Origin of the sequence: Alishewanella sp. HH-ZS (genome assembly GCF_001704375.1) — a bacterium.
GTDB lineage: Bacteria > Pseudomonadota > Gammaproteobacteria > Enterobacterales > Alteromonadaceae > Alishewanella > Alishewanella aestuarii.
The window spans coordinates 54,053-78,038 of sequence record NZ_LZEJ01000004.1; the positions used below are offsets into that span (position 1 = coordinate 54,053).

23 protein-coding genes are annotated in these 23,986 nt (G+C 51.6%); 7 read left to right on the forward strand and 16 right to left on the reverse strand.

Annotation, left to right across the window (positions count from 1 at the left end; genetic code table 11):
- Window positions 1-59: 59 nt before the first annotated feature.
- The 11 genes from A9165_RS02660 to A9165_RS02710 form a co-directional block, all read right to left on the reverse strand.
- Window positions 60-1,985 (reverse strand): flagellar hook-length control protein FliK, encoded by a 1,926-nt coding sequence (locus tag A9165_RS02660; protein WP_065954815.1) that lies wholly within the window; start codon window positions 1,983-1,985, stop codon window positions 60-62.
- Window positions 1,986-2,520: 535 nt separating this feature from the next.
- Window positions 2,521-2,973 (reverse strand): flagellar export protein FliJ, encoded by a 453-nt coding sequence (gene fliJ, locus A9165_RS02665; protein WP_008609981.1) that lies wholly within the window; start codon window positions 2,971-2,973, stop codon window positions 2,521-2,523.
- A complete protein-coding gene (gene fliI / locus A9165_RS02670; protein WP_065954816.1) occupies window positions 2,970-4,313 on the reverse strand; it encodes a flagellar protein export ATPase FliI in 1,344 nt (447 codons plus the stop codon). Before fliI ends, fliJ begins: the two co-directional genes overlap by 4 nt.
- Window positions 4,314-4,347: 34 nt before the next feature.
- Window positions 4,348-5,151, reverse strand: coding sequence for a flagellar assembly protein FliH (gene fliH, locus A9165_RS02675; protein ID WP_065954817.1), 804 nt, complete (start codon window positions 5,149-5,151; stop codon window positions 4,348-4,350).
- Window positions 5,152-5,161: 10 nt separating this feature from the next.
- On the reverse strand, window positions 5,162-6,193 hold the full coding sequence (gene fliG / locus A9165_RS02680) for a flagellar motor switch protein FliG (protein WP_008609977.1): 1,032 nt from the start codon (window positions 6,191-6,193) through the stop codon (window positions 5,162-5,164).
- Window positions 6,186-7,886, reverse strand: coding sequence for a flagellar basal-body MS-ring/collar protein FliF (gene fliF, locus A9165_RS02685; RefSeq protein ID WP_008609976.1), 1,701 nt, complete (start codon window positions 7,884-7,886; stop codon window positions 6,186-6,188). Before fliF ends, fliG begins: the two co-directional genes overlap by 8 nt.
- A gap of 24 nt (window positions 7,887-7,910) precedes the next feature.
- Complete coding sequence (gene fliE, locus A9165_RS02690) at window positions 7,911-8,249, reverse strand: flagellar hook-basal body complex protein FliE (RefSeq protein WP_039925582.1); 339 nt, start codon at window positions 8,247-8,249, stop codon at window positions 7,911-7,913.
- A 50-nt stretch (window positions 8,250-8,299) separates the two neighbouring features.
- On the reverse strand, window positions 8,300-9,646 hold the full coding sequence (locus A9165_RS02695) for a sigma-54 dependent transcriptional regulator (RefSeq protein WP_065954818.1): 1,347 nt from the start codon (window positions 9,644-9,646) through the stop codon (window positions 8,300-8,302).
- Window positions 9,639-10,748: a PAS domain-containing sensor histidine kinase gene (locus A9165_RS02700; RefSeq protein ID WP_255365626.1), complete on the reverse strand. Its 1,110-nt coding sequence runs from the start codon at window positions 10,746-10,748 to the stop codon at window positions 9,639-9,641. The genes A9165_RS02695 and A9165_RS02700 overlap by 8 nt, the downstream gene beginning before the upstream one ends.
- A gap of 180 nt (window positions 10,749-10,928) precedes the next feature.
- Window positions 10,929-12,419 (reverse strand): sigma-54 dependent transcriptional regulator, encoded by a 1,491-nt coding sequence (locus A9165_RS02705; RefSeq protein ID WP_051030632.1) that lies wholly within the window; start codon window positions 12,417-12,419, stop codon window positions 10,929-10,931.
- A 131-nt stretch (window positions 12,420-12,550) separates the two neighbouring features.
- The gene (locus tag A9165_RS02710; protein ID WP_065954819.1) at window positions 12,551-13,345 is read right to left on the reverse strand and encodes a flagellin; all 795 of its coding nucleotides are present in this window, start codon (window positions 13,343-13,345) and stop codon (window positions 12,551-12,553) included.
- Between the two features lie 197 nt (window positions 13,346-13,542).
- Between A9165_RS02710 and pseB the strand changes: the two genes are divergently transcribed.
- From pseB to rfbA, 7 genes are read left to right on the forward strand one after another with little or no spacing between them, the layout of a single operon-like run.
- The gene (gene pseB / locus A9165_RS02715) at window positions 13,543-14,544 is read left to right on the forward strand and encodes a UDP-N-acetylglucosamine 4,6-dehydratase (inverting) (protein ID WP_065954820.1); all 1,002 of its coding nucleotides are present in this window, start codon (window positions 13,543-13,545) and stop codon (window positions 14,542-14,544) included.
- Window positions 14,541-15,704 (forward strand): UDP-4-amino-4,6-dideoxy-N-acetyl-beta-L-altrosamine transaminase, encoded by a 1,164-nt coding sequence (pseC, locus tag A9165_RS02720; protein WP_065954821.1) that lies wholly within the window; start codon window positions 14,541-14,543, stop codon window positions 15,702-15,704. The genes pseB and pseC overlap by 4 nt, the downstream gene beginning before the upstream one ends.
- Complete coding sequence (gene pseF / locus A9165_RS02725; RefSeq protein ID WP_065954822.1) at window positions 15,704-16,402, forward strand: pseudaminic acid cytidylyltransferase; 699 nt, start codon at window positions 15,704-15,706, stop codon at window positions 16,400-16,402. Before pseC ends, pseF begins: the two co-directional genes overlap by 1 nt.
- A 1-nt stretch (window position 16,403) precedes the next feature.
- Window positions 16,404-17,435 carry a UDP-2,4-diacetamido-2,4,6-trideoxy-beta-L-altropyranose hydrolase gene (pseG, locus tag A9165_RS02730; protein ID WP_065954823.1) on the forward strand — a complete coding sequence of 344 codons (1,032 nt, stop codon included), beginning with the start codon at window positions 16,404-16,406 and terminating at the stop codon, window positions 17,433-17,435.
- Window positions 17,435-18,484, forward strand: coding sequence for a pseudaminic acid synthase (gene pseI / locus A9165_RS02735; RefSeq protein ID WP_065954824.1), 1,050 nt, complete (start codon window positions 17,435-17,437; stop codon window positions 18,482-18,484). The genes pseG and pseI overlap by 1 nt, the downstream gene beginning before the upstream one ends.
- A 3-nt stretch (window positions 18,485-18,487) precedes the next feature.
- The gene (locus A9165_RS02740) at window positions 18,488-18,934 is read left to right on the forward strand and encodes a GNAT family N-acetyltransferase (RefSeq protein ID WP_065954825.1); all 447 of its coding nucleotides are present in this window, start codon (window positions 18,488-18,490) and stop codon (window positions 18,932-18,934) included.
- 30 nt (window positions 18,935-18,964) lie between these two features.
- Window positions 18,965-19,837, forward strand: a complete 873-nt coding sequence (rfbA, locus tag A9165_RS02745; RefSeq protein ID WP_065954826.1) for a glucose-1-phosphate thymidylyltransferase RfbA — start codon at window positions 18,965-18,967, stop codon at window positions 19,835-19,837.
- 28 nt (window positions 19,838-19,865) lie between these two features.
- Here rfbA and rffA read toward each other — a convergent pair whose 3' ends face one another.
- From rffA to A9165_RS02770, 5 genes are read right to left on the reverse strand one after another with little or no spacing between them, the layout of a single operon-like run.
- Window positions 19,866-20,996, reverse strand: coding sequence for a dTDP-4-amino-4,6-dideoxygalactose transaminase (gene rffA, locus A9165_RS02750; RefSeq protein WP_065954827.1), 1,131 nt, complete (start codon window positions 20,994-20,996; stop codon window positions 19,866-19,868).
- A 12-nt stretch (window positions 20,997-21,008) separates the two neighbouring features.
- Window positions 21,009-21,683: a WbqC family protein gene (locus A9165_RS02755; protein ID WP_065954828.1), complete on the reverse strand. Its 675-nt coding sequence runs from the start codon at window positions 21,681-21,683 to the stop codon at window positions 21,009-21,011.
- Window positions 21,680-22,339, reverse strand: coding sequence for an acetyltransferase (locus tag A9165_RS02760; RefSeq protein WP_065954829.1), 660 nt, complete (start codon window positions 22,337-22,339; stop codon window positions 21,680-21,682). The genes A9165_RS02755 and A9165_RS02760 overlap by 4 nt, the downstream gene beginning before the upstream one ends.
- 3 nt (window positions 22,340-22,342) lie before the next feature.
- On the reverse strand, window positions 22,343-23,107 hold the full coding sequence (locus A9165_RS02765) for a phytanoyl-CoA dioxygenase family protein (protein ID WP_065954830.1): 765 nt from the start codon (window positions 23,105-23,107) through the stop codon (window positions 22,343-22,345).
- Window positions 23,108-23,125: 18 nt separating this feature from the next.
- On the reverse strand, window positions 23,126-23,983 hold the full coding sequence (locus A9165_RS02770) for a class I SAM-dependent methyltransferase (RefSeq protein ID WP_065954831.1): 858 nt from the start codon (window positions 23,981-23,983) through the stop codon (window positions 23,126-23,128).
- Window positions 23,984-23,986 lie beyond the last annotated feature (3 nt).

Genomic DNA, 23,986 nt, shown 5'->3' on the forward strand with positions numbered 1-23,986 from the left:
GTTATTATGCTCACCGGCCCGAAACTTTGTAAATGAAAAGTCAGACAGTTGGCTGTTGCTTAAGCATAGTAGTCAACCAAACGCTCAGAAAGCTTAACCTGAATTTGCTGGGTCGGCATTGCGTCATCGCCTGTATCAGCCAATTCTGTGCCTTGCTGCTGCCCCTGACTATTCTGACCGGTTTGCTGCCGTTCCTGCTGCTGCACCTGGCCTTCTCCCAATTGGATCCCTTGTTGCTGTAACATTTCCCGTAAGCGGGGCATTTGCTGCTCCAATAGTTCTTTTGCTGCTTGCTGCTGCACGATAAATTGCACTGATGCTTGTTCCTGCTGCAGATTTACCCGGATCTGCATCTGACCAAGCTCGGCAGGATCAAGCCGGATTTCGGCAACCTGAATATTTTGTCTGACCATTACATGCACCCGCTCACGCAGCTGCAAAGTGGCATCCTGCTGCTGCAGATTCAGTTGCTTTAATTTTGCACTTAACTCTGGAGCGCTTGGCGGAGCATCCGCTTTCTGTTGCTGTGTCAGTTGCTGCTCAAACCGGCTTTGTAATTGGGTTGCCGTTTCAGTTAAGGTGGTAGCTGGCACTGCGCTGCCGCTGTTCGCGGCTAGCACCACTTCCAGCCGGCTAATCGGCGGCAAGGCATTGTTTGCGCTGGTTTCAGCTGGCGGAATCGCTTCTGTCAGGCTGACGTTACGACCAGCACTGAGTTCGCGTGACGCTGTTTCGCTGTCAACTTTACTATGCCGCTCCGCTGTTCCCTTTGCTGCCGGCGAGGTTCCCGCAACACGGCTAACCGCAGCTTGCAGCGGCGCCGCAGACTGGCTGACAGCCTGAGGCGCTGCCGTAACAGCCAGCGCAGCGACCTCAGCTACGTCGTTAATAACAACAACCGGCTCAACCGCCGTTTTATCCACTGGCACTGTTGGATCCGCGACGGCTTTACTGCTACTCAACGGGGCTGTCTGCTGAGCCGCTTGGGACGGCAGCATCTGTTGCATCAGTTCAACAACTTCTTGCTCCGGCGCAAGCATCGCGGCAGAGGTAGTTTCCGGAGCTATCGCTGGCTGAAGTGGCGTCTGCGGCACAGCAGAAGTCGGCGTGCTGACTATCGCTTTATCAGCCTGACCGTCGGTAACGCCTGCAGCTTTGGCACTGACCACCGGCTGCATGATCGTACGTTCTAAATCAGCCGCTGCTTGCGTGACAGCGGTTCGCTCCGACTTCGCCTGAAGTTGCAGCACGGGGTCGAGGTTGGCCTGAGCCGTTTCTTGCTCAACCTCGGTGCCTGATGGCTCAGTAGCCGACGCCGCTATAGCGGGCGCAGATATTACAGGCTCTGATAATTGCTGCGCCGTGCCAACTTTAGTTGTCGGGCTGCTACTGCTCTGTTGTCTTGTGGTGTCAAACTGCTGACTGAAAATTAACTCTGCTTGCTCTGCCGGTAATAATGGCGACTCTGGTACAGGCCCGATTTGCTGTTCAATTACCTGGTGCTGCATTAACTGCTGTTGGATCGCCATAAAACGCTTTTTATCCAACTGTGCACTGGTTTGGTTTGCCTGTTCAATTAAGCCCAACCAGGAAATAGCCGCCTGCTGTGCAACCGGCTCAGGTTCAACAGGCGGTAACGAAATTTCGGACCAGACGGCAATGTCCGCATCAGACAATTCTACTGGTATTGATTCAGCAGCTGCTGCCACTGATTGCCCGGCCGGATCCGCTGCCACAACGGCTGGTACCGGTAGCGGAGTCAGCTCAGCTTCTGCAACGGGTTCAGGGGAGGCAAGCTGGCTGGGTACAGCGGCAACAGACTGCCGCTGCGGCAACTGTTGTTGTTGTTCGTCACTGAGCAAGCGGGCAAAAGTGGTTTCGCCGTTATAGCCAGCCTCCGCCGTAGTGGCAAAACCCGGCACTTCGCTAAATGCCAGCGACTCTGCCGGGTTTAACAGCATTGATATCTGCACACCTTGCGTCATAGAGATATACCTGTAATCCGTTGCTACTTGCGCCTGCGGTCAGTATTAGCTTGTGCACTGACTGACCTTGGGCTTTATTTGTTCGCCATCTTTGCGCTGCAAAAATGCTTGTCACAGTACTGCTGACAAATTACATTCAAAATTCGCGCCAGTTTTCAGTGACCCGGGGTAATGACATCGGCGCGCCAGCTCACGCTGTCGGTTTGACCCGCTGCCTCTGCTTAGGGCGTGTTGACGTTTACTGCTTGTTTTTGCAGCCGTTTGGCTGGTGTTTATACAAGGCAGAGCTTGTGATGTGTAGTTATTCTACATGAACAAGCGATAACGCAGTAGAAACGCCAGCCAAACGCTGCCCGGAGGGTTCGCGCTGGCGGCGCTTTGCTCTTTGTGGCCTGCATGGATGCAGGTCAGGGGCGAGAGCAGGACGCGGTAGCTTCACTCGTCACTTATTTAGAATGACTAAACTGCGCTCCTCGTTTCGCGATCAAAACGCCGCCAGTGCGAACAAAATCTAAGCAGCAAACGTCAACACGCCCTAGTCACTGTTTAGCAACAGCCGCTGCTGCATAAAGCGCTGCAGGGCATAATCATCTGCCAGTTTTTGTTGCTGCCGCTCCTGCGTCAGCTGTTCACGTTCAGCTGCTAACTGCAGCAATTTCTCTAATGCCTTACGTTTGGTTTGCATCTTCAACCAGCTTTGTTTGCGTTGTTCAGCTGCGTTTCGGCTTTGCTGTACCACCCGCGCTTGCTGGCTTAATGCCTCATCTAATTTGCTGATAAAGGCCAGAAACTGGTTATACTGCCTGCCGCCCAGCCCTATTGAGCCCTGCTGCTGGCTTTGTTGGATGTAGTCAGTGCGGTATTGCGCAAGCCCCTGATATTTTTGCTCGGCTTGCTGGTACATCTGTTGTGCCCGGACAAAGTTGGCCTGTAACTGTTCTTCGCGCTCTTTTTGAACTTTGATCAACAACGCTAGCTTACTGCTCATGTTCTACCCCGTTGATTCGGCGCCAGCTGGCTTAATGCACTGAGACAATCATCGTAAGGTACGACATCCTTCATCCCCTGCTGCAGGAACTGATTGATCCGCGGTAACAATTGGATCGCCAGATCCAACTGAGGATCACTACCGCGAACATAGGCGCCGATAGCGATCAGATCTTTACTTTGCTGATAGCTGGCATAGAGTTGCTTAATGCTACGCGCCAGTAACTGATGCTCTTCACTGGTAACGGCCGGCATCACCCGGCTAATTGACTTCTCAATATCGATGGCAGGAAAGTGTCCAGCGTCAGCAAGTTGTCGCGATAACACGATATGGCCATCCAGGATCGCCCGTGACGCATCGGCAATCGGATCCTGTAAATCATCGCCTTCAGATAATACCGTGTAAAAGGCCGTAATTGAGCCCTGATGGCCGGAGCCGTTACCAGCCCGCTCCACCAGTGCCGGTAATTTGGCAAACACCGAAGGAGGATAACCTTTAGTCGCGGGCGGCTCGCCCACCGCCAGAGCTATCTCACGCTGGGCCTGGGCATAGCGGGTAATTGAATCAATAAGTAATAACACATCAAGCCCTTGGTCCCGGAAGTACTCCGCAACCTGAACCGCGGTTTCACAGCCTTTTAGCCGCATCAGCGGCGAAACATCTGCCGGCGCCGCCACGACCACAGCCCGGCTTTTACCGTCTTCGCCCAGGATCTCATCGATAAACTCTTTTACCTCCCGACCACGCTCACCGACCAGCCCGACCACGATAACATCTGCGGCAGTGCCGCGGGTCATCATGCCGAGCAGTACGCTCTTTCCGACCCCAGAGCCGGCAAACAGGCCCATACGCTGGCCTTTTCCCACTGTCAGGATGGCATTGATAGTGCGGACGCCGACATCCAGCGGCTGTTTAATCGGACGCCGGTGTAAAGGGTTTATGGCTTTACCTTTGCCACTGCTAAACTGCGTCGCCGCGATGGGGCCTTTACCGTCCAGAGGTCTGCCAACACCGTCAATCACCCGCCCCAATAAGCTCATACTTAGAGGTACCCCTTTGTACTGCAGTAACGGAGTTACCCTGGCACCCGGTACCACGCCCTCGATATCCTCTTGCGGCATTAAAAACACTTTATCCTGTGCAAAGCCAACCACTTCAGCCAGCAGATCGCCACGGGCACCCTCAACTAAACACGCCTGACCAATGGCAGCGCTGCAGCCGGTGGCTTCCAGGGTCAAACCGACGACCCGCACCAAACGGCCGGACACCGCAGGCTTGCTGGATTGAATAAATTGATGTTGTTGCTGCAAAAACTGCTGCAGTTTAGCGGGTTCAGCCATCTTAGCTCACTGTCACAACGGCCGGAGGGCCTGATTAGTGTTCGTTATCGGCCTGATGCAGGAAGTGTTCCAGACTGCTGTTAATGCGTTGCGTCAAACTTCTGTCAACACTGGTTTTTTCAGCTTCGACCAGGCAACTACCGCGCTCAAGCAAGGGATCGGCCAGCAGTTGCCAGTGTTGGGCTTGTATTTGCTCGTCACTGTAATGACTACGGATAATGGCGAGATCATCAGGATGTAATTTAATCCGCATCAGTTCGGTTTTCAGTGGTAATGCGGCCGTTGCTTCCTGTATAGCCAATAGGATCACCTGCGGATTGGTCTTGACCTCGACCCCAATCACCGCCTTGGCCATTGCCAGGGCTAACTCCAGCAAGCTCTGCTCTACCTGCTGGTTCAAACCGGCCAACGGTTGTTGTAGCTGGTCCAGCAGCAAGGTCAGCTGGCCCAGTTTTTCATCAATTTCCGGTTGCACTGCCATCAGGCCTTGTTTCTTACCCTCAGCCAATCCCTGCGCCGTGCCATCCTGCAGACCTTGCAAACGTCCGTCCTGATAACCCTGACTAAAGCCTTCTTCTTTACCCTGAGCTACACCTTCTTCATACGCAGCCTGCCGGATCTGTTCAATCTCATCCGCAGTAAGCGGCTTGATTTCGCTGCTGTCTTCTTCCTGGGCTACCACTGACGAGGTCGGCCGTTTCAGGTTCAGTGCGTTGGTGGTCTCATCCTGCTCCACCTCGGCAGTCAGATCCAGCGTCTGCCAGGCACGCAGCAGATCTTCGACCTCTGCGTCTGGTGAGAACGGTTTCTTGTAACGGAACGCATCTTGGTTACTCATTCAGCTGGCCTTAGAGGAATTCTTCACCGCCACCGCCACCGAGCATAATTTCACCGGCATCAGATAAGCGACGGGCAATCGACAGAATTTCTTTTTGCGCCGTTTCCACTTCGCTGACGCGCACCGGCCCCATGGCTTCCAGATCATCCTGTAACAGCTCAGCTGCGCGTTTCGACATGTTTTTGAAGATTTTCTCTTTCAGATTCTCGTCCGTGCCCTTCAGTGCTTTCATCAGCACATCTTGCTGCACTTCCCGCAGTATCGTCTGAATACCACGATCATCGACATCAATCAGGTTTTCAAACACAAACATCAGATCCTGAATTTGTTGTGCCATTTCCTCGTCATGCTCACGGATAGCATCCATCAGCTGACCTTCCAGGTTGGTATCCAGATAGTTCAGAATATCGGCAGCCGCTTTCAGGCCACCCATCTTCGCGGTCTGGGTACCGGCCTGACCAGCAAACTGTTTCTCCATAATTTCGTTTAATTCTTGTAACGCCGCCGGTTGTACCTCTTCCAGGTTGGCGATCCGCATCGTCAGATCCAGCCGCACCTTCTCCGGGAACTGGGATAGAATTTCGGCTGACTGCTCCGGCTCCAGATAGGATAAAACAATGGTTTGGATCTGCGGGTGCTCATTGCGGATAATATTGGCAACCTGTTTTGAATCCATCCACTTCAGCGAGTCCAGACCGCGGGCGCCACCGCCTAATACGATTTGGTCTATCAGATTAGCGGCTTTTTCCTCACCCAGCGCTGCTGTCAGAGCACGCTTGATAAATTCCTCGCTTTGGAAGCCAATGGTACTGAAGTTCTGGATCTGCTCAATAAAGCGCCGGTGCACCGCGGCAATTTTGGCCTGATTCAGATCAGTGGTTTGTGCCATCGCCAAACCCACTTTCTGTACCTGCTTCGGCTCCAGATGTTTCAGGATCTGGGCAGCATCTTCTTCTGATAAGCTCAGCAGCAGGATGGCAGCTTTCTCAACACCGTCAAGCTTGCTGATATCAAATTCTTTAACGGCTTTTTTCTCACTCATCTTCAGCTAACCAGTTCTTGACGACCAAAGAGGACAGTTCAGGTTCATTGGCAACCAGAGCCCGCACTGCGCGTAACAAATCTTCATCACCATGTAAGTCAGGTAACATTAGGGTACCATCCGGGGCAAAGCCCACCGCTTTATCGTCAAACACCGAGGCAGTGGCATCAAAATCATCGCCCAGATCCAAGCCCTGTGATAATGAATGCTCGTCATAAGTATCGCTGGTATCTGCCGGATTCATCAGTTTTTGCAGCATAGGTCTGACAATCGCCAACATAATCACGATCACCAGCAAACCACCGACTACGACCTTCACCACTTGCAGGAACCAGTCCTCCAGATAGAAAGGTGTACTGACGTCAGCATCGACAGCTTCACGTACAAAGGGTACGGCAATGACTTCGATAGTATCACCACGCTGGGCGTCAAAGCCAACCCCACCTTGCAATAAACGCCGGATATTTTCCAGTTCCGCCTGGCTGCGGGGTGTCATCGCAACCGAGCCATCCTCGGCAGTAGCGGCTTTATAGTCAACGGCGACTGAGACACTCAGCCGGCGGATCACGCCGCTTTGTTGACTGGTATGGCTGATGGTAGTATCCAGCTCAAAATTACGGGTCGCTTCACGACTATTCCGCCCTGGTACTACGGCTTGTGATGCCGTACCTGTTGCTTGTTCAGGAATAGCGGACGGCATCGGTGGTTGATTGGACAGCGCACCGGGAATACCACTGCTGCCACCACCGACACTGTTTTCCTCAATAATCATTTCACTGCGCACTGCCGGCAGATCCGGGTTAAAGCGTTTTTGCGTTTGCTCTACGGCAGTAAAGTCCATGACCAGATCAACCTGCGCGGTGTAGTTACCTACGCCCAGCACAGGCATCAGGATAGAGTCAACCTTCTGACGGTATTCGTCTTCGCGGCTACGTTGGATCTCCAGTTCGCGGCGGTTGCGTGCTGCGCTGCCATCAATAGAACCGGAATTTAATAAGCGGCCATTCTGATCGGTCACAGTGACACGGCTGGGTGCCAGCCCTTGTACCGCAGAGGCGACCAGATCAACAATCGCATCCACTTCGCTGTCTCGGATCACCCGCCCGCCGCGCGCTGTTACCAGCACGGTCGCCGACGGCTGTGCTTGTTGGCGGGCGAACACATTTTCTTTCGGGATTGCCAGTAATACGCGAGCACGAGCCACACTTTGCAGCTCTTCAATGGTGCGGGCTAACTGTTGCTCGCGACTATGCTTCAAACGCTCCATTTCCAGCCGCTGACTGACGCCAAAGCCACTGTCCTGCAATAAAAACTCCGTACCCAAAGACGGTTCGTTACTCATACCGGCGCGGGATAAACTAAGCCGTACCTGTTGCAGTGTATTCTCCGGAACCAGAATGACATTACCTTCCAGTTTGTACTTAAACTTCTGCGCATCCAGATGATCCAGCGTTTGGATTAATTCCTGAGTGCTATAGGTACCCAGTGGCCGCAGTTCCGGCGCTCTGGCCCACAAAATAATCAGAATGGCAATCGCCAGACAGATCGTCAGCGCGATCACCAGCGTCAATTGCCGCATCAAGTCGCCACCGCTATTGAAGGCGCCCATGATACCGGTTTTTGGTTGTGCGGCCGGCTCCGGGTTAAAGTCAGTGTTGCTCAGCGCCAGCTCTGTTGATTGATTTTCTGCCACAATACTCTCCTAACAGGCGCCAATTTAAACCGGCATCGACATGATTTCTTTGTAAGCTTCGACCAACTTGTTGCGAACCTGCACCGTGGCTTCAAAAGCTAACGAAGATTTTTGCGAGGCAATCATGGCCTGCGCCAGCGATACCCGGGGATCGCCCAGCTCAACAGCATTGCGCATAGCACCGGCCTGTTGCTGCAGAGTATTAACGTTGCCCAAGGCATTTTTAAATAGGGTAGTAAAATCAGACTGGCTACCATTAACCGGCGCGATATCCATGGCAGGTTTAGCGTCTGCCGGTAAGGCTCTGGCCTGGCTGGCCATGGACTGCATTTGTGCGTATAACGCCTGACCTTTGATTTGCATAATAGTGCCTGTCAAAAATTTGCTGCTTCTGACAGGGACTAAAGCAAGGGTTATGCCACCTCTATACCATGCTCGCGCATTCTGGCTAGTTTATAGCGCAGGGTACGATCACTGATACCAAGCCGGGCCGCCGCCTCTTTACGTCTGTTGTCGCAGGCACGCAGCGTTGCCAATATCAGCTTATGCTCCTGTTGATGCAGTTCGCTTTTAAAGTTGCTGTCGCTTGCGGGCAGCTCAGTATGGTCGTCAAGCGCTATGCTAGGAACAAAGGGCAGATCTTCCAGCAGAATATCGTGCTCGGTGACTTGCGGGCCAGTTTGCAGGATCAGCGCCCGCTGTATCACATTATCCAGTTCCCGGACATTACCCGGCCAATGATAGCTGAGCAGTCGCAGCTCTGCGTCCTCGCTGAAAGCTGGTGTAGCCTTGCCGTGCTGTTTGGCATAGCGCGCCAGTAAAAAACTGGCTAGTGGCAGAATATCGCCCGGCCGCGCGGCTAGCGCTGGCCAGCCAAGTGGAAAAACATTTAACCGGTAGTAGAGGTCTTCGCGCAGTATACCTTCCGCTACTGCCTGACGCAGATCCCGGTTACTGGTGGCTAAGATCCGTAAATCCAGTTTTAGTACCTTGCGACCACCAAGACGCTCAACCTCTCGCTCCTGCAACACCCGTAACAGTTTAGCCTGCAGGTTAAGCGGCATTTCTGTCACTTCATCCAGCAGCAAGGTGCCACCATTGGCCTGCTCGAACTTACCGGGACATGCCTGCACCGCTCCGGTAAAGGCGCCTTTCTCATAGCCGAATAAGGTTGCTTCCAGCATATTTTCCGGAATCGCCGCACAGTTAATCGCGATAAAAGGCGCCTGGCTGCGACCAGATTGCTGATGGATATAACGCGCCAACACCTCTTTACCGGAACCACTGGGGCCGGTAATCATCACGCTGGCATCACTTTTGGCAACCTTTTGCGCCAGTTGCAACAGCGCCAGGCTTTGCGGATCGGCCACTACCGGCTGCTGTGCACTCTGCGTTGCTGGCTGCACATAACGGCTAACCATAGCAACCAGCACTTCCGGCGAAAAAGGCTTCGCCAGGTAATCAATAGCCCCAAGGCGGATAGCCTCTACCGCATCCTGCACCCTGGCATAGGCGGTCATCAACAATACCGGCAACTGCGGGTATTGCTGCCGTAATGTTTTCAGCAAACTTAAACCTGATACCGAGCCGAGCTGGACATCAGAAATAACCAACTGCACCTGCTGTTTTTGCAGTAGCAATAACGCTTCCTCGGCACTTGCCACGCTGAGCGGCGTAAAGCCGGCCAGCAGCAGGGTGTCGGTCAGGGCTTCGCGCAAGCCGTTGTCATCTTCAACAATCAATAGATTAAGCTCAGACATAGGCAATCTCCTGTGCAGCCGGGATGAGATCGGCAGCCAGACAAGGTAAACGCAGCTCAAAGCAGGCGCCGCTGAGTGCCCCTGCCGGCCGCTGTGCGGGTTTAAGATAGCTAATCTGGCCATGGTGGCTTTGCAATACCGCCTGCACCACGGCCAGGCCAAGACCGGAGCCTCCGGCTTTCTGACTGAAAAAAGGCTCAAAGATTTGCGGCAGAATCGCATCCGGGATCCCCAGCCCGTTATCGCTGAGCAGCAACACCAGTTCAGTTCCCCGCAGCCGAGCCTCAATGCGGAACAGGCAAGGTTCAGTGCAGGCCTGCAAGCTGTTTTGCAACAGATTAAGCAGGGCTTCACACAGGGTTTGCGTATTCCCCAGCAACTGCACCTCAGTGTCTGGAGCTGTCAGCTGCAGCCTGGCATGGTGCTGCATCAATAGGGTTTCGCTACGTTCCTGAAACAGCTGTAGCAAAGCGCTCAGCTGCAACGGCTGCACCGCCTGGGCACTGCCAGAGCGGGCAAACAGCAGCATATCGTTTACCTGCTGCTCTAACTCCTGCAGCCGTAACACCAGCTTCTGCTGAAACTGGCCACGTTGTGCCGCGGCCAGTTTACTGTTAGTCAGATTTTCGGCATACAGCATTGCTGAGGATAAAGGGGTACGGATCTGGTGTGCCAACGTGGCCATCATCTTGCCGAGCGTCGATAAGCGCTGTAAATGATGCAGCCGGTGCTGCAGAGCCCGGGTCTCGGTTAAATCCGTCATAACAATAAGTTGCCCGGGCTCCGGGTGTAGTGCGCTGATGGCGATCTTTAAGCGCCGGCCATCCTTTAGCGATACCTCCAAACCATCGTCAGAGCGGGGTTGAAATACCCGACCAATCACCTGTAACCAGCTCTGCCCCAACAAGGGTTCGCCTAACATGCTACAGGCCTGAGGATTCGCTTCGGCAACCCGACCTTTGGCATCGAGGATAATGACGCCCGAGGGTAAGGCGCGCAGAATATGTTCAAGACGGGCAGCGTTTGATATAACCAACGGCTGGGTCTGGTCAGCGGATGGCTCAGCATCTGCCTTGGCAACAGTACAAACAGGATTTGACATAGCACAACATACTCTCTAGCCTTGCATAACGACTGTATATGCAGAGAGCGTGCCAAGCATAAAGCATTGATTATGAATAGATATTTAGAGTCAAAAAAACGACAACCGTGATTTACCTGGTAGGGCGTGTTGACGTTTACTGCTTAGATTTTGTTCACACTGGACACCAGAGCGGCGGCGTTACTCTTCTTTCCCCAGATTATACTTGCGCATTTTTTCGACTAGGGTAGTACGACGCAAACCGAGGATTTCAGCAGCTCTGGCCACAATATAATCATGGCGCTCTAACGCCTGTGAAATAAACCGCACCTCAAGCTCAGACAAAAACTCCTTTAAATCCAAACCGTCGGCGGGCAAATCCTGCATTACCGGCTGCGCATAACTTTGCGCAAAAATCAGCTGCAGCTCGGCGCTATCAGTTTGCTCTACATTGTCATTGTCAATATCAGGCTCGGGTTCAGAGCTTTGGAACAGTGAATTCAGTAAATCCCGCTCTTGCAGTGCTTCCGGATACACCGGCTGATAGGAATCGACTTCCAAATGCTGATACTTTTTTGGCAACTCAGCGACATCTACCACCTGATCCGGATACATAATCACCAGCCGCTCCAGCAGGTTGGCCAGTTCACGCACGTTACCGGGCCAGCTATGTAACTTCAGGCTTTCAATCGCCCGTTCGGTAAATTTCACCCGGGCCTGATGCGCCTGATATTGCCGGTTCAAAAGTTCGTTAATCAGCAGCGGCAAGTCATCAGCGCGTTCGCTTAGTGCCGGTGTTTCAATCGGAAAGACATTCAGCCGATAATACAGATCTTCGCGAAAACTGCCATCAACGATCATGGTTTCCAGATCGCGGTGGGTGGCGGCAATAATTCTGACATCCGCCTTGATAGTCTGAGCGCCCCCTACCCGTTCAAAAATACGCTCCTGCAATACTCGCAGTAATTTCACCTGCATCGGCTGCGGCATATCGCCGATTTCATCTAAAAACAGAGTGCCACCCTGCGCCAGTTCGAAACGGCCTTTGCGGGTAGAAATCGCGCCGGTAAAGGCGCCCTTTTCATGGCCGAACAGCTCGCTTTCTAACAGTTCTGCCGGTATAGCACCACAGTTAATCGGCACAAAGGGCCCGCTGGCACGGTTCGACAGTAAATGAATATTGCGCGCTACCACTTCTTTACCGGTACCGGAGGGGCCGAGCACCAGCACATTGGCCTCGGTTTTCGCTACTTGCTGAATTAAGAACCGCACTTTTTGCATCGCGGCAGTCTGCCCCACCATGCCATCAAACTTCGCCAGTAATTCCGGTTGTTTATGGGTGGGGAGCAGGCGGTGATATTGCTGGGCATCGCGCAGTAGCTGTGTCAGGCTGCTGTAAACAAAGGGCTCGCTTAATACGCCAACCACATTGGCATGCTCGAGCAGATAAGACAGGGCGTCGCCAATCACCAGAAACGCCGAGGCCGGAAATTGCCGGACCAGCACCGCGGGTTCAACCACACCTGTCGCTCCCAATATCACTACGGACTCAGGCTGTTGCTGCAATTTATCCTGTAAAGTATCGGCGCCGAGCAACTGATGCGGTTCGGTCACAAAGCTCAGTACAGTAGATAAACGTTCAGCCCGTTGTGGCTGTAAATCAAAGATATATAGCGGTGGTGTGAGAGACATAACAGCGCGATTTTTCTGATTATTTATTTTCATTGTACAAGCTAAGCGCTGGCTTGCAAGGTAAAATGCTGGTTTTTTGACGCTTACGCTTAATCGACGTCAAAAAACCAGCAGATAACGCGGTGCTGAAACTAGCTTAGTAAGGATAACGCTCGCTCAGAGGAAATGCGGGCTTGCATGGCCACATTGATTGAGCTTTGGGTCAGAATATTGGCTGCCGCTCTGTCACTGCTGGCGCGGGCATAATCCAGATCAGCAATCCGGCTGCGGGCAGCAGATTCGGCAACCTGCTGCCCTGATGAGTTACGGGCGGCGGCGGCAAAACGATTCGCTTCCGCTCCTGCCTCTGCCTGCAAAGCACCGATAAAATCGCGAGCCTGCTCAATGCGCCCCAGCGCCTGGGCGGCGCCCGCCGGATTGGTCAGGTCGAGATTAAAGGCGTTCTGGTTTTGCAAGGCCGTGCCCAGATCAGTAGCGGTTAAACTCAATGCCCCGTTACCAGATTCGAAATTGATACTGGCATCGGCACCGAAGAGCTTTTTACCAGCAAACTCCGTGTTATCAATAATTTGTCGGGCGTTATCCAACAAACCGTTGGCTTCCTTTTGTAGCGCCTGCCGCTCCTGGGTGCCGTAAATACCGTTTCCTGCGGCGACAGCCATCCGGCCAAGCTCGGCAAAGTTATCGTTAACCCCTTGCAATGCCTGTTCATAAACCCAGGATAACGAGATACCATCATACAGATTGCGTTCGCCCTGAGCTTTGGCGTTAATACTGCTACTAAGCTGGTTGGCAATCTGCAAACCGGCGGCATCATCAGCCGCACTGTTTATCCGCCGACCATTAGCCAGTTTCTTTAACAAATTTTCCTGCTGCAGTTGTGCCTGATTTAGCGTATTCAGACCCGTTGAGGTATTAAGTTTCATTGGCCATGCCCCGCGCTCTGTGTTTAACCTTAAGTATAGTCAATCACCACAGCGGCGACCAGCGCTGTATGAAATATCAACGATAAAAGTAATTGCAGCTTGATTTTACTGACACTTTTATTGGTTTCGGCATAATTTATGCTATCGTTCAGTTAACAGAGGATGGCAGCGCCAACAGCCACGTTAGAGGGCGGACTATGTTTGATAATAAAACGATACTGATTACCGGCGGCACCGGTTCCTTCGGACATAAATACACTGCGACCTTGCTGGCCCGCTACAAACCGAAAAAAATCATTATTTTCTCCCGCGATGAGCTTAAGCAATATGAGATGCAGCAAAAATATCACCAAAGCTGCATGCGTTACTTTATCGGCGACGTTCGTGATGAACAGCGGTTGATCCGGGCTATGCATGGCGTTGACTATGTGATCCATGCCGCGGCATTAAAGCAGGTCCCTGCTGCGGAATATAATCCGACTGAATGTATCAGAACCAATATTAACGGCGCAGAAAATGTCATTAATGCCGCCATAGAAACTAATGTTGAAAAAGTTATCGCATTATCCACGGACAAGGCCGCCAACCCCGTCAATTTATATGGCGCAACCAAACTTGCATCCGACAAGCTTTTTATCGCTGCAAACAACATGACAGGTGGCAGCCGACCACGATTTTCCGTCGTCCGCTACGGTAATGTTGTGGGTTCAAGAGGTTCTGTCGTGCCCTATTTTCAGCAACTAATCAATAAGGGAGCCGATCATCTGCCGATCACCCACCAGGAGATGACGCGCTTCTGGATCACCTTACAACAAGGTGTAGATTTTGTATTGAAGAACTTTGAACGTATGCTCGGTGGCGAAATTTTTGTACCTAAAATCCCATCAATCCGCATTATTGATCTGGCTAAAGCTATGGCACCGCAATTAGCGATTAAGCTAGTGGGGATACGCCCCGGAGAAAAACTGCATGAAATGATGTGTCCGGGAGATATGTCATTCCATACTTACGAATTCAATGACCATTTTGTTATTGCACCAGCAATAAAGTTTTTTAACCGCAGTAATGATTTTACCACCAACGCACTGGGGGAATCGGGTAAATTGGTTCAGCAAGGCTTCGAATACGTCTCAGACACTAACCCCCACTTTTTAAGTGTCGATGAGATCCGACACTGTAATCTGGTAGCTGACTTATGATTCCCTATGGCAAACAACAACTCGATGCGGAGGATTTGGCAGCCGTTCAAGAGGTATTACAGTCAAATTGGTTAACACAAGGCCCCAGGGTTCCAGCCTTCGAACAAGCCATTGTAGACTATTGCCAGGTTCCGTTTGCCGTCGCAGTAAATAGCGCCACCTCCGCTTTACATCTTGCCTGTCTGGCACTGGGCGTGGGGCCTGGTGATCGGGTTTGGACATCCCCTAACTCTTTTGTTGCCTCAGCTAACTGCGCATTATATTGTGGCGCCAATGTCGATTTTGTCGATATCGAGTTACACACCGGCAATATGTCGGTGAGTGCGCTGGAAGAAAAGTTAATACTGGCTAAGAGAGAAAACGCCTTACCCAAGGTTGTGATACCTGTACATTTTTCCGGCCAGTCGTGCGAGATGAAGCAAATTTCTGCCCTGGCTGAACGCTACGGATTCTATGTCATCGAAGATGCCTCGCATGCGATCGGCGCTCGCTATCAGCATGACGTTATCGGCAACTGCCGCTATTCCGATATTTGTGTGTTTAGCTTTCACCCGGTAAAAATCATTACCAGCGGTGAAGGTGGGATGGCGACTACGCATAATCCGAAACTTGCCAGAAAAATGCAGATGTTGCGTAGCCATGGTATCACTTCTGAGAGTTCAGAGCTGACTGAGCCCAGTCATGGCGTTTGGTACTATCAGCAACAACTGCTGGGTTTTAACTATCGCTTAACTGATCTGCAAGCGGCCCTTGGTCTTAGTCAGTTTGCTAAACTGGAGGCCTTCGTCAATACGCGCCACCAGTTGGCCAAAGTTTACGATCAGGCCTTTGCGTCAATGCCTGGCGTTTGTCCTCTGACACAACTACCGGATAGTTACAGTAGCTATCACCTGTATGTCGTTAGACTGATTAACATCGATAAAACACAACATAGAGACTGTATCAGTTTTCTAAGGCAACACGGCATCGTCGGACATTTGCACTACATTCCGATTTACTTACAGCCTTACTACCAGCAACTTGGTTTTAAAGCAGGTTACTGCCCGCAGGCCGAGCTATATTATCAACAAGCTGTGACCTTGCCGCTGTTTCCCGGTTTAACCTCGCAAGATCAACAATTGGTAATAAACACCTTGCAGAGCTTGCTAGAGAGCATCTGATGAACGTTGCAATTATCCCTGCCCGGGGCGGCAGCAAGCGCATCCCACGCAAAAACATTAAGAATTTTGCTGGCCAACCTATGCTGAGCTACCCGATCCAGGCAGCGCTCGCCAGTGGTGTAGTCGATAAAGTTGTGGTATCGACAGACGATAGCGAAATTGCCGACATCGCTGTCCGCTTTGGCGCTGAAGTTCCTTTTATCCGCGACGCCAACCTCGCGGACGACTCTACCGGTACCAGTGCGGTGATCCGGGATGCCATTCTGAGACTCAGACAGCTGAACTGGCAATTAGATCATTGCGCCTGCCTGTACGCTACCGCACCTTTACTCAGCTCCGACGTTGTAAAACAGAGCCTAAACCTGCTACATGACACCGCAGCTGATTATGTCTTTACCAGTGCCCGCTTTTCTTTCCCGATCCAGCGGGCTCTGCTACAAACCGAACTGGGCGGAGTCACGCCATTCGACCGACTTGCCATCGGCAAACGGTCGCAAGATTTACCACCGACTTTTCACGATGCAGGACAACTTTATTGGGCTAAAGCGGATACCTGGTTAGATCGCAACAAAAAGATATTCGGGGAGCGCTCCCGTATGTATGTCTTACCTGACCATTTGGTGCAAGATATCGACACTATCGAAGATTGGCGACGCGCGGAAGTGCTGTATCAGATATTACTACAGGAAAGTCGCTGAGATGCGCGTACTGTTTCGTGCTGATGCCTCAATAGCGCGTGGCAGTGGCCATATTATGCGTTGTCTGACGTTGGCAAAAGCGTTACAGCAACGGGGTGCGGTTTGTGATTTTGCCTGTCGGGTTGAATCCGGACATTTAATTGCCTGGCTGCAACAGCAAGGCTTTAATGTTATTTCTCTAATATCAGAGCCTTTAAACGAAGAACACGAGAGTCAGTTGCTGTTGGCGGCGTTGCAGCACGACTACCGCTTATTGATAGTAGATCACTATCAACTGACTGCGACTTTTTGCCAATTATTACGTCAACGCTGTCAGTATGTCATGGTCATAGATGATCTGGCGAACCGAGCGCTGGACTGCGAGCTGTTACTTGACCAAAATCTGCTACCAGACCAACACCTGCGTTATCAGGGACTTATTCCTGCTCACTGTCGTACTTTGCTCGGTCCTAAGTTCGCCTTGCTACGTGATGAATTCTATTCTGCGTCCGCGACACCTTTGGCCAACCACTTATTGATCAGCTTCGGGGGGAGTGATGCCGATAATCTAACCAGTATTGCAATTAATGCGCTAGTAATGCTAAAGCCTCGGGGTATAACAGCCGATATAGTGATTGGGGCAAATAATCCGTGGCGTGCTATGTTGCAACGGCAACTGGCGAACCTGCCTGATGTGCAATTGCATATTCAGACAACTTCAATGGCAACACTGATGCGCAAAGCACGACTCATGCTGGGTGCGGGTGGTACCACACATTGGGAAAGGAGTATTTGTGGCCTGCCAGGCTTAGTCGTAACCGTTGCCGAAAATCAGCAGGCGACAACGGCGTATCTGAACAAGCTTGGTGCCTGTGTCTGGTTGGGTCAGGCTGCTGAAATGTCAGCAGAGTTCTTTGCAGAGCAACTATGCTATTACCTGTCCCAACCAGCACTGCTGGACGAGATTGGCCTGCGGGCGAAAAACCTGGTACCGGATAATGCCGGAACGCCTTTAGTGGTAGAGCAAATATTAAACGTGGTGGCGAATAGATAATGTTAGAGATAAATATAGGTAACCGTCTGGTTGGGTCAAATCAGCCCCCTTTTATCATTGCCGAAATGTCTGGTAATCACGGTCAATCACTGGAAAAAGCGATGGCGCTAGTGGATGCCGCCGCAGCAGCAGGTGCACATGCACTCAAACTGCAAACCTACACACCAGATACCATTACTCTGGATGTGCACGAGCGCGAGTTTTTTATCGCTGATAAAAATAGCTTGTGGCAAGGTCAATCGCTGTATAACTTATACAAAGTTGCTATGACACCGTGGGAGTGGCATAAATCGATTTTTGATTATGCCAATAACAAAGGAATGTTGGCATTTAGCTCGCCGTTTGACTTAACGGCAGTAGATTTTCTTGAGTCACTTAATGTGCCTTGTTACAAAATCGCATCCTTTGAAAATATCGATCATGGTCTGTTGACAGCGGTGGCGAAAACCCGCAAGCCCGTGATTATGTCAACCGGCATGGCAACACAAGCTGAACTGGCAGAATCAGTAGAGGTGCTGCGTAGCAACGGCTGTAAAGATCTCATTCTACTTAAATGCACCAGTAATTACCCGGCGCGCCCTATCGACGCCAACTTACATACTATTCCGCACCTTGCGGCACTGTTTGGCTGTCAGGTCGGCTTATCTGATCACACCGCCGGTATTGGTGTCAGCGTCGCTGCCGTGGCGCTGGGCGCAACCGTGATAGAAAAACACTTTGTGTTAGACCGCAGTGAAGGCGGCATTGATGCAGCTTTTTCCATGGAGCCGGCCGAATTCAGCCTGCTGGTATCAGAATGCCGTAAAGCGAAAGATGCATTAGGTAAAGTGCATTATGGCTGTACCGACAAAGAAGTTGCCTCACGGGTACACCGCCGCTCACTCTATATTGCCAAAGATATGCAAGCCGGTGATATTTTTACTGCAGATAACCTGCGCTCTGTACGGCCAGGGCTTGGCCTGGCACCGAAGTACCTGCCACAGTTTCTTGGCCGTCAGATCAAACAAGATGTGCCGATGGGTACCCCACTAAGCTGGGAGTTAATCTAAGACATGACGGCGTCTGTCCGGCTCCGCCTTGCCACTTTGGCCGACGCTGAACGCCTATTGCACTGGCGTAATGACGCCGACACACGCCGGTTCAGCCTTAACCCGGAGCAGGTTACTGAGCAGCAGCACACGCACTGGTTACAACAAAGCCTGAGTAATCCGCAACGCCGGCTTTATATTGCAGAATTTGCCGATCAGCCTGTCGGCACTGTCAGGGTAGATTCAACAGCAGGCAGTCATCGTATTTCCTGGACAGTCGCTGCGGAGTATCGCGGCAAAGGCTTGGCTAAAGCTATGGTTAAATTGTTGGTAAGCCAACTAACAGGAACAATAGTAGCTGAAATTCTGCCCGGCAATACAGCATCAGTAAAGGTTGCGCAACATGCCGGATTAACCTATCAAAGTACTCACAATGGCATTCTGTATTATGCATACCAGACGCCGGATTAATATTCGCATTACACTGCAATAGGATATGTTATGAAAGGAATTCTTCTGGCCGGTGGCACCGGCAGCCGGCTGTACCCTATTACACTGGGAATTTCCAAGCAGTTGTTGCCTATTCATAACAAGCCGATGATTTACTATTCGTTATCGGTATTAATGCTGGCCGGTATCCGCGATATTTTGCTGATCTCCACCCAAGAGCAGCAGGCCGCGTTCCAACGCCTGCTCGGCGATGGCAGTAGATTTGGTATCAGCCTGCAATATGCTGTGCAGCATAAACCTGAAGGTATCGCTCAGGCCTTCTTAATTGCAGAGCCGTTTATTGGCAATGACGACGTTTGTCTGGTACTGGGAGACAACATCTTTTACGGCCAGGGTTTTACCCCCAAACTCCATCAGGCCAAAGGCCGTTTACCCGGGGCGGTGATTTTTGGTTATCAGGTAAAAGACCCTGAGCGTTTTGGCGTGGTTAAATTTGACGCCGACTTTCAGGTGCAATCGATAGAAGAAAAACCGGCGCAGCCGCAAAGTAAATATGCCGTTACCGGGCTGTACTTTTACGATAATAATGTAGTCGACATTACCAAAACCCTGCGCCCTTCAAAGCGTGGTGAGCTGGAAATTACTGCGGTTAATCAGGCCTATCTGGAGCGCAAACAACTAAAAATTGAGTTGCTTGGCCGTGGTTTTGCCTGGCTGGATACCGGCACCCATGAGAGCTTGTCAGAAGCCTCTACCTTTGTCGAAACCATCGAAAAACGGCAGGGCTATCAAATTGCCTGTCTGGAAGAAATCGCCCACCTCAATGGCTGGCTGTCGCATGATGACGTGTTGCAGCGTTTGCAGGCGATGCCCGATTGCAGCTACAAAGATTATTTGACTGAGCTGCTAAAAATAACGCCTTAGCGTTGCGACTCTGCCGGCTTATCGCCGTTCAGCGCTGTAACGCCTGCGTTAAAGCTGCGATAACCAATTGCTGTTGTTGCTCGCTGATCCCGCACCACAACGGTAAGCGTATTAACGCCTGCGGCAGGCTGTCGGTGTACGTCATAGTACCGTGCACACGGCCAAACCGCTGCCCTGCAGTTGAAGAATGCAGCGGTACATAGTGAAACACCGCATGCACACCTTGCTGTTTCATTACGTCCAGCACCTTTTGCCGCTCAATTTCCGGCGACAACAGCACATAGTACATGTGCGCATTATGCTCACAATCAGCCGGTATCACCGGCCGTCTGAGTAAGCCCGCAGCAGCCAGCGGTTGCAACAAGCTGTGGTACAACTGCCAGCTTTGCATCCGGCTGGCCGTTATCGCTTGCGCCTGCTCCAACTGCGCCCAGAGAAAGGCAGAAATCAGCTCGCCGGGTAAAAAAGATGAACCGTAATCATGCCAGGTGTATTTATCAATCTCACCGCGGAAAAACTGGCTACGGTTAGTGCCCTTTTCACGGATAATTTCTGCCCGCAAAATCAACTGCGCATCATTAACCAGTAAAGCGCCGCCTTCACCGGAAATAATATTTTTGGTTTCGTGAAAACTGTACGCCCCCATGGCGCCGATGCTGCCCAACGCCCGGCCCTTATATCTGGCCATGACGCCCTGAGCGGCATCTTCTACCACCTTAAGCCCGTGCCGGCCGGCAATGGCACAAATAGTATCCATCTCACAGGCCACACCGGCATAGTGCACCGGTACTATGGCTTTGGTTTTGCCGGTAATCGCCGCTTCAATCAGGGTTTCATCAATGTTTAACGTATCCGGCCGGATATCAACAAACACCGGACAGGCACCACGCAGTACAAAGGCGTTAGCAGTTGAGACAAAGGTATAGGACGGCATGATCACTTCATCGCCGGGCTTAATATCCAGTAATAATGCCGCCATCTCCAGCGCCGCGGTGCAGGAGTTGGTCAACAGCGCTTTGGCACTGCCACTGTTTTGCTCCAGCCAGTTGTGGCACTGCTTGGTAAAAGGACCGTCACCGGCCAACTTGCCGTTAAAGTGCGCTTCCGAAATATAGTGCAGCTCTTTACCTGTCATGTACGGCCAGTTAAATGGGATCATGGCATTCTCACTTTATAAATACGCTAAGGCATCCGGCCCGGTGTTAAACAGTAAATCCAGTACCGTTACCGCATGCTCAAACGGCTGCTGCAACTGTGGGTAAGGCGGATAATGCTGGTATTGCATCCACTGCACGCTTATACCCTGTTGCTTAAACAGCTCAGTGTTCAGATAAGCTTGCGCAGCCGGACCGCTGAGGTAGTGTGTGGCGTTAAAATGCTGACAAATGTCCAGCAGACGCTGATTCCGCTCTGTACTGAGTTGCAGAGACCCGGCGTTAACCAGGATGGTTTTTATCTGCAGCAGCTCACACAACAACGTAATAAAGCTTTGATTAAGATCTGAAAGATAGCGCCAATCGCGGCGATAAAAGTCTTCGAGCTGTGCGGCATAATGGTCAAAATAAGCCGCTTTGCGGTAATTTTGCTGCAGGGTTTTCCAATGCTTGGCTTGCCAACTGCTGCCGGCCAGTTCAATTTGATTAATCGGCTGCCCTAAATGGCGGTGCAATACCGGCACGGTTAACCACTGCGGGCCGGCCGGCGTTTGAATTTTATTGCGGTTACGCCAGTCGTTCTTGGTGTACTGCACTATGTCGTAAAACACGAAATAGTCCGCGCGGCGGATCATGTCAAAGTAACCTTTCCACGGCATATAATTTGACTGGCAAACCGCAACAGTGGTCATAGCCGGATCCCTGTATCCTGATGTGTGCTCACCACCCGCGCCGGACTGCCGATATATTTGCCGGCCAATACGGTGTCGTGCAATACCAGCGCGGATGCGCCGATAAGCGACTCGTCAGCTATATGCAGTTGCTGGATCACAACAGTGTTAAAGCCGAAAAAACACAGATCGCCAATCCGGCAACAACCGCCAATAGTAGTGCCGGCGGCAACAAAATTGTGGCTGCCAACAGTGCTGTCGTGGCACAAGGTGCTGGACGACCACAACAGATTGTTGTCACCCAGTACACAAAACGGCTCAATTACCACGTTGGCCATAATCACGCTGTTGTCGCCCAACACCACGGTGCTGTCTACCACAGCCGCGGGGCTGATATAGCTGTAAAAGCGCCGGCCGTCGGCTTTTAAACGCAAAAACAGCTGCTGCCTGGCACGCATGTCGCTATAACCGACAGCACAGAGTAGTTTAATGTTGTCTGTAGCAATATGCTGCTCCAGTTCCTGATAAGCGTATACCGGCTTACCTTCAAACTGCCCATAGGTCTTATAAGCGGCGTCTACCGTAAACGCCACCACTTCATCCTGAGTAGTGGTTTCTATCAGATGGTGCAGTAAGCGCGCCAGCGGCCCCGTACCGAAAACAATTACATGCTGCATCAGCTATTCCTGCCCGGGTTTATACAGCCGCTGTTCAGGCGGTAAATAAAACTCATCCAGGCTAACCGGCATGCGAACATTCATACCAACAAGGCGGCGGCCATCCTCACCCAGGCTGTCAATTTGCTGCCGGGTTAATAGCCTGGGGAAGTCAAAGCGCTGGCGCATATAAGGCCGGCATAAATTGATGGTTAGCGCATGCCGCGTATAATTATCCTGATTTACGCCGGCAGCATGCACCAGCCTGGCATTAAAAATAACCATATCGCCGGCCTGACACAGCAGCCGTTTTGCCTGCTGATAAAATAATGTCTCAGAGGGCAGCTCTGCCAGCCGGTGTGAGCCCGGCAAATACCAGGTGGCGCCGTTTTGCAGGGTAAAGTCGTTCAGGGGTAAAATAACACCAACATTGGTGATGTAGTTGTCTATCCAGCGCGGGCAGTCGACATGCACCCGGCTGCCGTAATTACCCTGACCGGGTGTCAGGCTGGATGACTGGTAAGCGTAAATAATACAATGCGGTGTAAACAACGCCTTAATGTAGTGATTCAGCAGCGGGTGATCCAGCACGGCACACATCTGCTTACCGCGGGTCATGCAGTTGTGTACCATACCGGCGTCAAACACATCCGGCCGTTGCTGCGTATCTTCAGCAATAGCGGCTTCCAGCTCTTGTTGCAGGGCATTGAGCCAGGCTTTATCCAGTACTTGTGGAATAACGACCACACCTTGCTGGTCAAATTGCTGCTGTAGCGAACTTAAGTCCATCTGCGTTACCTACCGGCGTTATTTCGTCATCACAAAACGAAGATACTTATACAGCTGATCAGACAGCGGGCGCATCGACAGCAGATACTCTTCAATCAGTTGTGCCTGTCCGTCCGGTTTCTGATTAACCCATTCGCCCTGGTTAACAAACCACTCAAATTCTACTTTGCATGAGCTAAAACCAATGTCTGCTGCCACCTGCATCACTTCACTGGCTAAAAAGCCTTTGTTCACCGTTTTACCGGGCTCTGCCAGCTCCAGCTTAGCCGCATCCATGCCAAACTGGCTGTGATAATGCTCGCCATTATGCAGGGCGCCTTTAATCTCGCGCTGAATTTGGCCGGAGAACAGCTGTTGCTGCGCTAGGCTTGCAGTTTTTTCCATCGCCAGAATAAACTCACGGTTTGGATTAAGATCGGTGTAGAACACGCTGCCGGGTTTCAACACCCGAAAGGCTTCCTGTAAAAACGTTTTGTAGTCAAACAGGTGATCCATAAAGGAGTACGCAGTGGCAAAATCAAAGTGATTGTCCGGGAAAGGCGTCGACTCGGCTAAAGCTTCGCACAAGCTAATGTTGCCGGGTGTCAGATCTACCTGTGCCATCATCTGCTGCGTAATATCTACCCCAACCACTTCAGTAAACAAATCGTGGCTTAGTCCGATAACAAAACCGGTGCCACAACCAAAATCAATCATGCGCTGACGCTGCGGTAAGCTGTTACAAATACCCTGAATGATATTGCGTACTTTACGCTTATTTTCCGGCCGGAAATGCGGGCTTTTGTTGTACTCGTCTTTTTCAACCAAAAAAGCGTGCACATAGCGATTCGACTCCAGCACCTGTGCCATCTGCTCAGTTAAGTTTACTTTAGTCACAGC

Excerpts from the sequence above, each read along its gene's own strand:
- A9165_RS02695 (WP_065954818.1), bottom strand. The coding sequence starts at position 9,646 with ATGTCTGAGCTTAATCTATTGATTGTTGAAGATGACAACGGCTTGCGC.
- A9165_RS02710 (WP_065954819.1), bottom strand. The coding sequence starts at position 13,345 with ATGAAACTTAATACCTCAACGGGTCTGAATACGCTAAATCAGGCACAA.
- A9165_RS02705 (WP_051030632.1), bottom strand. The coding sequence starts at position 12,419 with ATGTCTCTCACACCACCGCTATATATCTTTGATTTACAGCCACAACGG.
- fliJ (WP_008609981.1), bottom strand. The coding sequence starts at position 2,973 with ATGAGCAGTAAGCTAGCGTTGTTGATCAAAGTTCAAAAAGAGCGCGAA.
- A9165_RS02740 (WP_065954825.1), top strand. The coding sequence starts at position 18,488 with ATGACGGCGTCTGTCCGGCTCCGCCTTGCCACTTTGGCCGACGCTGAA.
- pseG (WP_065954823.1), top strand. The coding sequence starts at position 16,404 with ATGCGCGTACTGTTTCGTGCTGATGCCTCAATAGCGCGTGGCAGTGGC.
- A9165_RS02700 (WP_255365626.1), bottom strand. The coding sequence starts at position 10,748 with ATGTCAAATCCTGTTTGTACTGTTGCCAAGGCAGATGCTGAGCCATCC.
- pseI (WP_065954824.1), top strand. The coding sequence starts at position 17,435 with ATGTTAGAGATAAATATAGGTAACCGTCTGGTTGGGTCAAATCAGCCC.
- fliH (WP_065954817.1), bottom strand. The coding sequence starts at position 5,151 with ATGAGTAACCAAGATGCGTTCCGTTACAAGAAACCGTTCTCACCAGAC.
- pseC (WP_065954821.1), top strand. The coding sequence starts at position 14,541 with ATGATTCCCTATGGCAAACAACAACTCGATGCGGAGGATTTGGCAGCC.
- A9165_RS02660 (WP_065954815.1), bottom strand. The coding sequence starts at position 1,985 with ATGACGCAAGGTGTGCAGATATCAATGCTGTTAAACCCGGCAGAGTCG.
- fliI (WP_065954816.1), bottom strand. The coding sequence starts at position 4,313 with ATGGCTGAACCCGCTAAACTGCAGCAGTTTTTGCAGCAACAACATCAA.
- pseB (WP_065954820.1), top strand. The coding sequence starts at position 13,543 with ATGTTTGATAATAAAACGATACTGATTACCGGCGGCACCGGTTCCTTC.
- A9165_RS02760 (WP_065954829.1), bottom strand. The coding sequence starts at position 22,339 with ATGCAGCATGTAATTGTTTTCGGTACGGGGCCGCTGGCGCGCTTACTG.
- rffA (WP_065954827.1), bottom strand. The coding sequence starts at position 20,996 with ATGATCCCATTTAACTGGCCGTACATGACAGGTAAAGAGCTGCACTAT.
- fliE (WP_039925582.1), bottom strand. The coding sequence starts at position 8,249 with ATGCAAATCAAAGGTCAGGCGTTATACGCACAAATGCAGTCCATGGCC.
- A9165_RS02755 (WP_065954828.1), bottom strand. The coding sequence starts at position 21,683 with ATGACCACTGTTGCGGTTTGCCAGTCAAATTATATGCCGTGGAAAGGT.
- pseF (WP_065954822.1), top strand. The coding sequence starts at position 15,704 with ATGAACGTTGCAATTATCCCTGCCCGGGGCGGCAGCAAGCGCATCCCA.
- rfbA (WP_065954826.1), top strand. The coding sequence starts at position 18,965 with ATGAAAGGAATTCTTCTGGCCGGTGGCACCGGCAGCCGGCTGTACCCT.
- A9165_RS02765 (WP_065954830.1), bottom strand. The coding sequence starts at position 23,107 with ATGGACTTAAGTTCGCTACAGCAGCAATTTGACCAGCAAGGTGTGGTC.
- fliG (WP_008609977.1), bottom strand. The coding sequence starts at position 6,193 with ATGAGTGAGAAAAAAGCCGTTAAAGAATTTGATATCAGCAAGCTTGAC.